Annotated in this window: 11 protein-coding genes; 9 read left to right on the top strand and 2 right to left on the bottom strand. The window is 65.3% G+C overall.

The window, feature by feature from the left end:
• Window positions 1–211: 211 nt before the first annotated feature.
• Together AC1AX7_RS08475 and AC1AX7_RS08470 are read right to left on the bottom strand one after the other, a co-directional pair.
• Window positions 212–2,386, bottom strand: coding sequence for a type IA DNA topoisomerase (locus AC1AX7_RS08475; protein ID WP_476509645.1), 2,175 nt, complete (start codon window positions 2,384–2,386; stop codon window positions 212–214).
• A 20-nt stretch (window positions 2,387–2,406) separates the two neighbouring features.
• Window positions 2,407–2,817, bottom strand: coding sequence for a hypothetical protein (locus AC1AX7_RS08470; RefSeq protein WP_476509644.1), 411 nt, complete (start codon window positions 2,815–2,817; stop codon window positions 2,407–2,409).
• A 394-nt stretch (window positions 2,818–3,211) separates the two neighbouring features.
• Here AC1AX7_RS08470 and AC1AX7_RS08465 point away from each other — a divergent pair, with 394 nt between their 5' ends.
• From AC1AX7_RS08465 to AC1AX7_RS08425, 9 genes are all read left to right on the top strand, one after another.
• Window positions 3,212–3,535: an LPD28 domain-containing protein gene (locus tag AC1AX7_RS08465; protein WP_476509643.1), complete on the top strand. Its 324-nt coding sequence runs from the start codon at window positions 3,212–3,214 to the stop codon at window positions 3,533–3,535.
• Window positions 3,536–3,968: 433 nt separating this feature from the next.
• Window positions 3,969–4,349, top strand: a complete 381-nt coding sequence (locus AC1AX7_RS08460) for a MobC family plasmid mobilization relaxosome protein (RefSeq protein WP_476509642.1) — start codon at window positions 3,969–3,971, stop codon at window positions 4,347–4,349.
• Window position 4,350: 1 nt separating this feature from the next.
• Window positions 4,351–5,928 (top strand): relaxase/mobilization nuclease domain-containing protein, encoded by a 1,578-nt coding sequence (locus tag AC1AX7_RS08455; RefSeq protein WP_476509641.1) that lies wholly within the window; start codon window positions 4,351–4,353, stop codon window positions 5,926–5,928.
• A 48-nt stretch (window positions 5,929–5,976) separates the two neighbouring features.
• Window positions 5,977–6,939 carry a DUF3801 domain-containing protein gene (locus AC1AX7_RS08450; protein ID WP_476509640.1) on the top strand — a complete coding sequence of 321 codons (963 nt, stop codon included), beginning with the start codon at window positions 5,977–5,979 and terminating at the stop codon, window positions 6,937–6,939.
• A 13-nt stretch (window positions 6,940–6,952) separates the two neighbouring features.
• A complete protein-coding gene (locus tag AC1AX7_RS08445; protein ID WP_476509639.1) occupies window positions 6,953–8,821 on the top strand; it encodes a hypothetical protein in 1,869 nt (622 codons plus the stop codon).
• A 17-nt stretch (window positions 8,822–8,838) separates the two neighbouring features.
• The gene (locus AC1AX7_RS08440) at window positions 8,839–10,188 is read left to right on the top strand and encodes a hypothetical protein (protein WP_476509638.1); all 1,350 of its coding nucleotides are present in this window, start codon (window positions 8,839–8,841) and stop codon (window positions 10,186–10,188) included.
• A 27-nt stretch (window positions 10,189–10,215) separates the two neighbouring features.
• Entirely contained in the window at window positions 10,216–10,542 is a 327-nt protein-coding gene (locus AC1AX7_RS08435; RefSeq protein WP_476509637.1) for an aminopeptidase, read from the top strand.
• Complete coding sequence (locus AC1AX7_RS08430) at window positions 10,539–10,916, top strand: hypothetical protein (protein WP_476509636.1); 378 nt, start codon at window positions 10,539–10,541, stop codon at window positions 10,914–10,916. The genes AC1AX7_RS08435 and AC1AX7_RS08430 overlap by 4 nt, the downstream gene beginning before the upstream one ends.
• On the top strand, window positions 10,913–12,745 hold the full coding sequence (locus AC1AX7_RS08425; RefSeq protein ID WP_476509635.1) for a VirD4-like conjugal transfer protein, CD1115 family: 1,833 nt from the start codon (window positions 10,913–10,915) through the stop codon (window positions 12,743–12,745). The genes AC1AX7_RS08430 and AC1AX7_RS08425 overlap by 4 nt, the downstream gene beginning before the upstream one ends.
• The last annotated feature ends 50 nt before the right edge of the window (window positions 12,746–12,795 follow it).

Here is a 12,795-nt window from a genome sequence, read left to right as displayed (position 1 = left end):
GGTCGGCGCCGAAGCCGGCATCAACATAGGCGTAGCGATCCTCGCATATGTTGTCCCAGATGTGAAAGGGCATCAGCTTGTGGCATTCGGCGCAGTGGCACGGTTCAGGAGTCCATTGCTTCTTTCTTGAGCCGAATAGTCCGAAGATCATTTATTTCCGTTCACCGATCCTGTTCGGGGCATGTCATAAGACGTGCCCCGAACAGTCGTTTTATTCGAAGACGAATTTGGTTCCATGTTCCGCGTCCACGACCAGCGCGGCGTTGAATTTCTTCCCCGCTTTGGAAACGAAGCCTTTGAGGCTGACGCGTTCGCCGGCGAGCAGGCGACGCACGTTCGAGTCGGAAAGGTTCTTGCCGGAGACGGCGGGGAACAGTTTCCAGCCGCAACCCTCCGTCGTTTTCCAAGTGCCGTCGGGTTGTTTCTCCCGACTGTTGGTGGAGCATTGCCAGACCTTGCCGGTCTTGACGACGGGCTTGCCGCAACGCGGGCAGCTGCCGACCGACTCGCTGAAGCGGGTTCTCGACTGCACATGATCCTGTTGCACGGTGCTGCGCGCGTCCATGGGGATGCCTGCGGCAAAAGCGCGGAATTCCGTTTCGACCTGCTCGGGGTCGGCGTGGCCGTGTTCGACCTGAGAGAGTTTCCGTTCCATGCCGGCGGTCAACGCGACGTCCTTCAGGCGCGGGGAAACCACGTCGATCAACGACCGGCCTTGTCGGGTGGAGCGCAGCTGCCTGCCCCTGCGCTCCACGTAGCCGGCGCGGATCAGCTTCTCGATGACGTCGGCGCGGGTGGCCGGGGTTCCGATGCCTCCCGAGTGCGATTCGTCGTCGTCCAGCGCGGCCTTGAGCGTCTTGTCGTCCACGAAGCGGCTGGCGTGTTCCATCGCGGCGAAGAGCGTGGCTTCGGTGAACGGCTTCGGAGGCTTTGTCCTGCCTTCCGCCAGCCGTGCGCCGCCCGGCGGCATCGGCGCGACGGAGACTCCCGTGACGAGATTCACGGGGATGATGTTGCCGGCGGACCCGCCATCCCCGTCGTCGCTGTCGTCCTCTCCGGAGGAGGCGTGCTCGATGGCGCGCCAGCCAAGGGAGACCGTCTGGTCGGAGCGGCTGGTGAACCGGGTCTGCGGTTCGCTGAGGTAAATATCCCATGGATGATTTTCCACCCAGCCGGTGTCGGTGTTCGCGACGACGATCGTCACGTCATGCACGTAGTCGTCGCCTACCGCCTCCCACATACGGCGCACAATACGAGTGAGCACAAGACGTTCGTCGCCGGGAAGCTCGCCGAGCGCGCCCGCCCCGGCCCGCCAGGTCGGCAGGATTGCGGTGTGGCCCGCGACCTTCGCGTCGTTCACCGTCAGTTCCGGACGCGACTTGGCCGGCACCGCGCCCGGTTCAATGAAGCCCCCGACGAGGCGATCACCGTCGATGAGCCTGCGCAATGCAGGCAGGTCGTCATGGGTGACGTACCGTGAATCGGTGCGGGGATACGTGGTCAAGCGCTTCTCGTAGAGCGATTGCAACGCGGCCAGCGTGCGCGCGGCGGTCAGGCCGTGGAGCTTTGACATGTCCTTCTGCAGATTGGTCAGATCGTACAGGCATGGCGGCGCGTCATGCCTGCGTTCGCGTTCGACAGCGTAGATGCCGAACGCGAAGTCGGGCGAGTTGACACCCCGCAACAGGTTTTCGGCGTCCTCGCGCCTGTCCAGTCGTTCGCCTGTCAGGGACCAACCGCCCATGGGCGCGACGACCCTCCAGTACGGTCGGGCCGCATGGCCCGAGATCCGCCGGTCCCGTTCCACGATCATGGCGAGGGTGGGCGTCTGCACACGTCCGACGGCGAACCGCGTGTCGTAGACAAGGCTGTAGGCGCGTGATGCGTTGATGCCTATCAGCCAGTCGGCCTTCGCACGGAGTCGCGCCGAGACCGCAAGTCCCCGATATTCGCTTTCCGGTTTCATTTCGCGGATGGCGTCGAGTATTGAGCCCTCTTCCAATGACGCGCCCCACAGGCGCTGCATCGGCTTGCTGACTCCGGCGTGCTGGACGATGCGACGAAAGATATCTTCTCCCTCACGGTCCGGGTCGCACGCGTTGACGAGCACATCCACGTCGTTGCGGCGCAGCAGCCCCGAAACGATCTGGTATTGCTTGGCAGCGCCTTTTCCGGTGCTGGTGTTCCACCGCCATGCCGGCGTCGGGCCGAGGGGCAGCGCGTCCAAACTCCACTTGGCCCAGTCGAGCCCCACGAGATGGCCCTGCGCCCAGGTGATCAGATCTCCGCCGACCCGTAAGTATCCCTCATGCCGTTCCACGCCGCCGCCGAGCGCGGCTGCTATCGCCTTTCCGACGGAATGTTTTTCAGCGATGAACAAGCGCATGTCGCTTCGCTCCCCCCCGGTCAGTAGCTATCGGCGTTGTTCGACCAGGGATGATCGGCCTGCACGGGCTGGCCGCCGTTGGATGAAGCCTGTTCGCCCGCCATCGTCTCGGTGCCGTTGTCATCGGCCGTTCGCGTGTCATCCTGAGACGATGCGTCGCCGTCCTTCTCGGGTCTGGGAATAAGCACCAGTTCGGCTTTTCTGTCGAAGGCGATGCTCTTTTCCGTGCCGGTCAGCCCCCACTCCTCGGCGATCGCCTTCTGGCTCATGTCAGCGAATTCCCTCGTGACCTCCTCGGCCGCCAGGCGGTACGTCTGGGCCGCCTGACGGAAGGACTTGATCTGTTTCGCAAAGGCTTTCGCCGCGGTCTGCTTGCGGTTGATGGCTTCCATTTCCTTCTGCAGGAAGTCCGGGATTCCTTTGTCTGCCATGATGGATCCTTTCGTTTGAGCTTGTGGTTCCATTAGAACCCCATTCCGTTCGGTCCGGATTGGACATCCTGCGGGTGGTCCGGCCAGAAGAGCGAGTCTCCTGGCCAGACCACCCGCAGCGGAACGGAGCGCGTCACCGCGCGCGGCCATTGCCGACCCTTCCGGTTTCCAGGCGCACCTGGAATGGGAACGGTCGGCCGGCCATGGCTCATCATCGCGGGGTCGCGCCCGCGTCTGCGGCCCGCGTGTTTCCCGCCGCACGCCGGGCGGGCTCCGCCCTATTCTCCCGACGCGGGCACGAACCACGCGGCCTCCGCCGCGCGGCGACCCCGCGAGGCCGCCCCATGTCCGGCACGGGAAAAGATGAAGCCGGCCGACAGTAAAGGAGCGAATCATGCAGGTGAATCCCATTGCATTGCAGCACGCGGTGTTCCAGACCGAGGAGGCCGGACGCGTCGAGGCGTTGTGGAGCGACGTGCGTCTGAACGCGCGGGATGTTCCCGACGGATGGCGCAAGTACTCGGTGAGGGGAGGAGGGGATGACGGGTGGGAGCCGTGCAGCATAGAACCTTTCGTGTGGGTGAACCACACCGCCGACGTCATCACGCCCGACGACCTCGGGCCGGTGCTCGAAGAGCATGACGGGATGCTCATCATCAACGACTGGTGGTTCGACGACGAACCCCTTCTCCCTCAGACACAGACGAGGCGGGGATGACGCGGAGCCGTCTGGTACGGGTCGGCGTCGCGCCTCTCTTCGAGACACGACGCCGACGGCGGGGCAAGGACGCCGCCGCCCTGGCGATCCCGCGCCGGGAACGCATACGGACCCCGCCGTCCTTTTCATCGCAAAAATGTCCAATCCAGCGACCCGCAAACCGACCGACGATTGTCCTAGCAACAGAAAACGTCGGAAGGAACGGCAGCGTGGAACGAGTCCGCACCAATCGCCAGCGCAGGGGGCGCGAAGGCCTCCCCCATTCCGCCTTGGCGGACATGGGAGTAGCAAGTGACGTGAACGTAGCTACGTTCACTCGATTCGCGCGGCGAATCGACTTGCCCGGGAGACCCAGACCCCATAGTCGCCGATGGCTCCGGACCGCATTCGCGGCATCGGAAAACGGAATTCCGTACCGTCTCGGAGGCGCGGAATGAGCTGGGCGGACGGCCGAAGTCGGAATATTTGCAAGCGAATTACGTTCACGCCGGAGGAATGGGCGCGAGTCGAGAAACTGCACGCCCAGCTGGCCGGCAGCTCGGTTGAGTACCGTTCGTTCGGCGCGTACGCGCGCAGGATGCTGTCCGAACGGAGCATCAACCTCACCGTGGTCCGGCCTCTCACCGACCCGGAACCGATCGCCGCGGCGATCGACCGGATCGGGGTGAACGTGAACCAGATCGCACGCAAGGCGAACGCCGAAGGGCATGTCAGCATCTATGACATCGACGAGTTGAAGCAGTCTCTCGCCGAAATCGGGGAACTCGTGCGGACGCTGTTCGACGATCATATGCGCTCCATCGAAGAGGCGTGAGATGGCGGTGGTCAAGCTCGGCAAACCCATCAAAACGAATCTCGACGGCCGGAACGGGGCGATGGCATACATCATCGATCCGGCGAAGACACATGGCGGCAAGCTGGTCAGCGCCAACTATCCGGCCGACGCCGCCAGCCCGGACAGCCTCGCGCGCCCAATGCTCGACGACAACCGCAAATCCCCGAAGGGCATCAGGAGGAACAGTCGTCTCGCCTACCACATCAAGCTCAGCTTCAGCCCCGACGACCCCGTGACGCCGGAACAGGTGCACGAGATTGGCATCGAATTCGCGCAACGCATCACCAACGGCGATTACAAATTCGTGGTCGCCACGCACACCGACCGGCACCACCTGCACGACCACATCATGGTGTGCGCCGCCGCACGCACCGCCCCGCATCTCAAGGCGGAACTGCCCAAGGACATCATCGAGCAGTGGCGTGTAATAGCCAACGAGATATGCGCACGCGAGGGGTTAAGCGTCATCATCAACCCCTCAACCGAAGCCGTGGCACGCCGCATGAGAAACGCCGAAACAGATCCCGCCCCGACCATAGGAAACCCGGCAACGCCCGAGAACGAAGTTGGACAGCCGCTCGGAAACCCGGCGTCGGAGCGCCGCTACGGCATGGGCATGGAGGAAATCTACGCGGCGGCGAAGGGCTTGGGCGTCAAGGACAGGCTTCGCACGCTCATCGATCTGACGTGCGCGGAGGCGGAGACGTTCGACGATCTGAAGGCCATGCTGCGCATCTACGGCGTGGAGGTCCACGAACGCGGCCGGCATCTGACGTTCACCGTGAGGGACTCCGGTTTCAGGATCAGGGACTCCAAGCTCGGCCCCGGATACGACATGACCAACATCATGGCGCGGCTGTCGAACTCGCCGGTCGTGCAGATAGCGTTCAACCGCAGGCTCGTCGCCCGCCGCGCCAACGGCAGCGTCACGGTATGGCTTCCCGGCACCAGACATGAGCGCCGCATCGTCATCGACGAGGCCCGGATCATCGAGAACGGCTCGACATTGCGCGCGTTCCTCCCGCTGGACCATGAGCAGATCATCCTCGACAAGTCCAACCGGTATGCCGGCAGACTCTCGTCAAGCACCGACCTGTACCAGTGGTTCAAACGCCCCGACCAGCGCATCGAACCGGTCACCGACCCCGGATACACGTCATTGCGCAAAGGCCTCTCCCCCGCCCAGCAACGCTACTACGCGTCGCAGGCGCGACGCCTCGACGCCATCCGCGACCAGGCCGAAGCGCTGAACGCGGCGATCCGATGGACGCGCATGGCCGACGGCGACAGCGGCAAGGGCCTCGCCCTGCTGCGCGAAAAGGTCAATGAGTCGCGCACCGCACTGCAAGCGGCCGTCGTCGCGCTGAACGACGCGATCGAACGCGAGGACCCCGACCTCATCGTCGAGACGCGTGAGGAAATGGAACGCCGCGAACAGGACTGCGAACGCTACGAACGCGAACTCGGCGGCATCGAGCGCGCCATCAACGCGACGCGCGCCACGGCGGAACGGCAGTCCCGTTCCGCCGGCAGACACAGGCTTGGCCGTTCCATCTAGACCGGCCGGGAAACAAACGACAACGCACAGGCAGAAAGGAACAATCCAATGGCGATAGAGGAACAGGCCGAGGAACGCATCCAGGACATCGGCCAGCAGATCGTCACCGGCGCCGCGCGCCTCGGCGCGGAGCTCGTGCTGGCGGTGCCCAAGAGCGTGGGCCTCGCCCTGCTGCGAAGCGGCTGGAACCTGACGACAACCGGCGTCTCGCACGCGGCCGGGGTCGTCAAAACCAGAATCGAGACCGGCGAGGTATCCGAAAAACGACTTCAAATAATGGAGAAAGGCGACCTGCACGCGCTCAAGCTCGACGGCGAAAGCCTCACGCAGGTTCGCCGCAGCCTGCGACAGGCAGGCATCAACTACAGCATCGAACCCGCGAAGGAAGGCCAGTTCTTCCTGCACTTCGCAGGCAAGGACGAAGACCATATCAGGCACGCCGTGCAGCGCGCCTTCCGCCACATGGGCCTCGAAATCAACAATGACGACCTGGGCCCCGAACGCGAACAGCCCCAGCCGCGACCCGAGCAGCCGGAGTCGAGGACGACGCCGGGCAGCACCCGGCCGACGGCGCCCCGGGACTCCCCCGCGACCCCGGACACAGAGGAGCCGGAGGCGTTGCACGTCGATTGGAACACGGTCGATCCCGAAGTGCTGGAACAGGCCGCGAACACCCTCGCGGGCCGACGCGCCGAACTGTCATGGGAGACCCTGATGGGCGCGGAGACCGGCTGGAGCGAGGAAACAGGGCGAGGGTTCGCGTCCAAGGTGATCGCCGAAGCCGGACGCGACGACGCTCTGGGAAAGGAATTCGACGCCATTCTGCGCGACGACTACGGGCAGGAAACCATGGCTCCCCCGGCTCCAGGCCGGAACCGCGCCCTCGCGATCAAATCGAGGAAGGACCTCTCCAACAGATTCAAGACCAGACTCGGCGAAAACCTCGCCGCCCAGAAAACACCCAAGGCACCCGTCCCGTCGCGCGAACGCACACCGCGACTGGGCCGATAGAAAAGGAGCCGACATGGCAGACGACACCGACGCCATCATCCGCCGCACCGCCATATTCCAGGACACGCTCAACGGCCTGAACGACCCCGCGCCATGGCCTCTGACGATGTGGGCGGAACAGGGCGACGTGCTGTGGACCGCCGGCACCGCGGCCTCCGAAGGCAGCGACGCGACCGGCATGTACTGGATGCCCGGCGACATCATAGTGCGCAGGAACGTCCTCGACGGCGACCGCACACGGCTCGCCGGCGCGTTCAACATCTACCCCGAACAGGGCGCGGACCCCATGCGGCAGATGCTCGACGGCATCAGACGGTGGGGCGGCGGCGACGTGGAACGCAGCGGCCTGATCGCGGGGCAGCCCGGATCCGTGAGCCTCAACGTCCCCGGGACCAGCCTTCCCCCGCGCATGGGATGGAGGGACGCCCTCGCCGTCGCCCCCGAGTTCGCGGCGCGTCTCGACCCGCAGCTCTTGCAGGCGAGCCTCATGCAGCACGCGCTCGACCGGGAGGACAGTCCATGCGTGTTCCTCGTGGAGGACAACGGCTACGACGTCACCTGCTTCTCCTGGCATCGGAACGGCGAAGGCCTCTACGAGTCGATGACGTTCAAGCACCTGCAATACGACGATCTGACCATGCAGGTCAACGTCATCGCGCAGAACAACGACCGGCCGGAGACGTTCCCCGCGCGGCGCATGGACGACGGCGACCTGCTGACCGAAAGCCGCATGCGCCGCGACCAATACATGCGGCTGCGCGAGCACGACGGCGGCATGCGGAACATGACGGGCCGGATCGCGCGCAGCGGCATCCTCAAACCGGGGCTCGGCCAGCAGCCGCTGCTCAGACTCGCAGACGGCAGGACCGCGCCCGAATGGGACGAATGGACAGACGCCGCAGCCCTTGCCATCCTCAAGGAAAACCCATCGCCGAACATCTCCGCACGGGCCGAAGCCATCCCGGCGGCCGGAACGGCGCACAGTACGGGAACCACGTCGCCGGACCGCGGCGAATGGCCGAACGCATGGGTGCCGAACGCGCTCGTCCACCCCTACACGATGCACGCGAAGGACGGACGCGACTGGCGCAAGATGATCGTGTCGGTGCCGCGCGGCACCGCCCTCGACGGGCGCGACCTCACGGGATTCTCCATCGACGTGTTCATGAGCGACGCGAACCGGCGGCAGAAGGACGACGGCCATGCCGTCAACATCAGGCTCCGCCCCGACGCCGCCATCACCCTGTTCAAGGGCAAGGGAAACGGAAGGACCGTCATCGAGGCCGACGCCGGCGAACTCGCCGCGGCGATCCGCGCAGCCCGCGCAAGGACACCCGACACGGACGAGGGCAAACCGGCATGGCCGAAAGTCACCTTCCCGGCCACCCATGCCCATCCCTACACGATGCACGCGAAGGACGGACGCGACTGGCGCAAGATGCTCCTCGCCATGCCGCAGGGCACCACGGTCAACGGCATCGACGTGTCCGCATGGACCGTCGACCGGTTCGTGAGCGAGAAGGCATGGCAGGCCGCCGAAGACGGGCACGACGTGACGATCGCGTTCAAACCGGGCGAGGCGATCGACCTCTATCGGGAACGCGACGGGCGACGCGAGGACATCCGCATCGAGGAGCCGTGGGAACTATGCAAGGCCGTCAGACAGGCGCGCGAGGCCAGCCGGACGAGGACCGGCCCCGATGCGGAAGACAACGCGGCACCATCGAGAACGCCGTCGCCGCCGGCCGGTTCCGACGCCGCGAACCGGGGCGACACGACCCTTGCCGAACGGCTCAAGGCAAGACTGAGCGCCAATCTGACGGCCCGATCCGGCCAGCACGCGCGCACCGCCGCCGCCCCGAAGCACGACAGGACACTCTAGGAAAGGAACGCAAGGCAATGGCAGGCAAACCACGTTTCGCCAAAGGCACGGCACCGGCGGAAGCCCGGCAGCTCGACCGCCTCATCAAGGACACCGCCACAGCCGGCGACGGCATCACGGCACGCCTCGCCAAGGCCGAAAAACTGGCAACGGCCATGGAAACACTCGACGAGCCATTCCCGAGGGAGGACGAATACCGGAAGAAGCAAGCCGAACTCGACCGGCTCATGTCCAAACCCGACAAGCCCGAACGGACCGAAAATCAAACGGAAGACGCACAGGAAAGGACCTCGCCAATGCCGTTGAACATCGAACACGCCAAACTCATGCTCGAACAGGACCCCAACGTGGCCGGAATCACCCAAGGCTCCAGCGTCATGGGCGACTACCTCGAAGCGGAGCTGACCGACGGGCGCGCGCTGCAGATCACCATGCACGACAACCCGGCATGGAAGGACCGCGACGAACTCGCCGGACGGGTCGAAGTCTCCTACGCCAACCGACCCCAGAGGAAGTGGCTGTGGGACGACAACGACATGGCGTCGCGCGAGGCCGTCGCCTTCGACCCCGAAAGCCCCGACGCGGCAAGCCGCCTCGCGCGGGCGATCGCGGAATGGGAGCTGGAAGGCGGTCTCGAACCCGGCACGACGCGCGAACCCGGCCGCATCCCGGCGGCGCTGCCGCCGGAGGCTTGGGCCTACGAGTGGCACAACATCGACAAGACGGGCTGGAACCGTGAATACCTGCCTTCCGAGGAGGCGCGGGACAAGGCCATGAAAGCCAAACACGACACCGGCCACATGGTCAGGAAAGTCAGCGGGGATCCGGCGGTGCTGATCGAGACGCACCGCAAGAACTCGTGCATGAACGCCGTGATCAGGAGCGAAGACACCGGGAGCGGCCCGACGCCGGGCGACATCGAACTGCTGCACGGCATCGTCGCCGAAGTGTGCAGGCACGACCCGCACAGCGACCTCGGCCGCTACATCGCCTACCCGTCCGGCGAGGCGATCGGCCTCGCCGGCGACGGCCTCGACGAACGTGACATCGCCGAGAAACGCGAATACGGCGGCTGGGATCCGGAACGTGACGCATTCATGCGCATCAACGAGGACGGCGACTGGACAGGCATCACCCGCGAACAGGCCGACCAGCTCGTCTGGCAGGCCCGCGAACGCATCCTCGACCGCGCCGCCGCCGACGACCGACTCTCGCTGGAGACCATCAACCGCATCGCCAAATTCCACCGGGACCCGGAACACGGTTCGCCCGCCATCGAACTCGACCCGGCGCGGCCGGAGAACGACGGCAGGCACCGCCCGTCGCGGGACGCCGGCACGCCGCGCCGCCACGGCATCAGAATCTGAACCGGCCCGATATAAGGAGGCAATGCGATGGACATCGAATACCGAGAACCAACCATATGGATGGAAGGCACCCTGCTGAAGCAGCCGACGCGAACGGGAGGGAGGAACGGGTGGCGTCTCGACGTCATCCCCGACGCACCGAGAAAACCCGCGAAACGAGTCATCGTGGAGGCCGCCGGCGCCGACCACTCCGGCAACATCGAATCCAACGCCGCGCCCGGCGCGCGCGTCATCGTCAAGGGCGTGCCGGCCGCCGCAGGCTCCGGGGTCGACGTCCAAGCCCGAAGCCTCGCGTTCAACCCCAGCCACAGCGCGCCGGAGCCCGACGACGAGCCGGCGGAGGACAGCGAATGAGAATGAGCGTCATCCCCGACATGCGCACGCCGGGCCTGATCGTCGCCGACGACGGACGCGCCGGCGACCTGCTGCGCGACAGGGGCCTGGCCATCGAGGCCCGGATCGACCCGCGGGACCCGACGGGCGCGCTCATCGCGCGTCTGATGGGCGACGGCGGGAACCCGCTGCTCGTCCAGACGGCCAACGGCGTCACCCTGTGCACCCCGCTCGCCGTCACGACCGATCGCGGCGCCGGCCGTGACGGCGAGCCCGCCGCGACGCGACTGACGGAGACGACGAGCATCGCCTCGAAGGACGACCTGCTCGAACGGTTCAAGGCCCGTCTCGGCGGAAACCTCAAAAAAACGGGAAAGAAAGGACGACGGGAATGAAAATCAAAACCACGGGGATCATGGCGCGCGCCGTGCTTGTGATCGCCGGCTTCTGGCTCGGCGACCTCACGGCCGCGCACATCCAGAGGGGCCTCGCCGCCGGGCAGGACGCGCAGCAGATCGTCTCCGGCCTGACAGGCATGTTCCGAGAGCCGTTGGCGCTCGGCACCGACAGGACAAGCCTGCTGTGCGGACTCGCCGGAGCCGCCGCGACGCTGGTGTTCCTCCTCTACCGATGGACCATGAGCCTGAACAACTGGCGTGACCGCGAGGAATACGGTTCGGCCCGCTGGGCCAGACCCGAGGAAATGGCACCATACACCGATCACGACCCAAGATGGAACCTCCAGATGACGCTCACCGAGGGATTGAGCCTGGACGCGCAGGCCACGCGCCGCAACCTCAACACGCTCGTGATCGGCGGCTCCGGCTCCGGCAAAACCGCCACGCACGTCATCCCGAACATCCGCAAGGCCACAATGAACTACGCGTGCACCGACCCGAAGGGCGAACTCTACGCGAAGACGCACGAGGACCTCGAAAACGCGGGATACGACGTGCGCAAGCTCGACCTCGTGGACTTCACCACGCAGACCACGTTCAACCCCATGTCCTACATCAATCCCGACAAGCCCGACGTGTCGATCATGCGCCTCGTGACCAACATCATGGAGAACACCAACGGCAGCCGGGCCAGGGAGCAGTCCGGCGACGATTTCTGGGACAAATCGGATCGAAGCCTGCTCACCGCGCTCACCGCGTTCGTCTACTACCTCGACGACGACATCATGCGCGACTGCCTCAAAATCGACTCCGGCAAGACCCTCAACGCCGTCGCCGACCTCAGGGACCTGCTCGACGCCAGCGAGGAGGACGAGACGCACGAAAGCCCCGTGGACGCGGTCGCCAAGACCGCGATGGAGATCCACGACGAGATGCAGGCGGTCTGGAACGCGGCCAGCGATGAGGAACGCGGGGACAAAGACCTGCAGGAGGCGTGGCGGCTGGCGCGCGGACTACGGTTCGCGGCCAAACAGTACCGTCCATTCAGCCAGAGCGCGGGCGAGACGAAAAAGGGCATCATCATCAGCCTCGGCGTCAGACTCGCTCCGTTGCAGGTCGGCGAGGTGCGCGACATCCTCGCCGCCGACAGCATCGGCATCGACGGCATCGGCGGCTGGGATGACGACGCCCACACCCGGCCACACAGGAAAACGGCGATATTCCTGGCCCTCCCCGATGAGGACCCCACCTTCAACTTTTTGGCCGCGATCTTCTACCAGTGCCTGTTCGACAGCATCATCCGCCGCTGCCGAACCTACCCCGGAGAACGCCTGGCGACCCCGCTGCACTGCTTCCTGGACGAGTTCGCCAACGTGGGGCGCATACCCAACTTCGACAAGCTCATCGCCACGATCCGCTCGAGACGGGTCAGCGTCAGCGTCATCCTCCAGACCATCGCCCAGCTGAAGACCATGTACGAGAAAAGCTGGGAGACCGTGGCGGGCAACTGCGACTCGGTGCTGTTCCTCGGCGGCAACGAGCAGTCCACGACCGAGTGGCTCAGCAGACTGCTCGGCAAGGAAACCATCGACACCCGCACCACCAGCGATTCCAAGGGCATAAGCGGCAGCCACACCATCAACCACCAGCGCACCGGCCGAGAACTGCTCACCCCGGACGAACTCGCCCAGCTCGACAACGACAAGTGCGTCTACGCGCTGCGAGGCCTTCACCCGTTCCTCAGCCGCAAGGCATGGCCCGGCTCCGCCATCGCCAGACCGAAATCGAAGCTCAAGCATTCCGAGAATTGGAAACAAGCGGCATGAGCAACGAGCCTTGCGGCCCGGACGGATCACCCCGGCCGCAAGCGCATGCA

Source organism: Bifidobacterium sp. LH_449, from assembly GCF_056356755.1.
The sequence above is the reverse complement of the archived record's forward strand: the minus strand, read 5'-3'. Positions and strand labels throughout refer to the sequence as shown.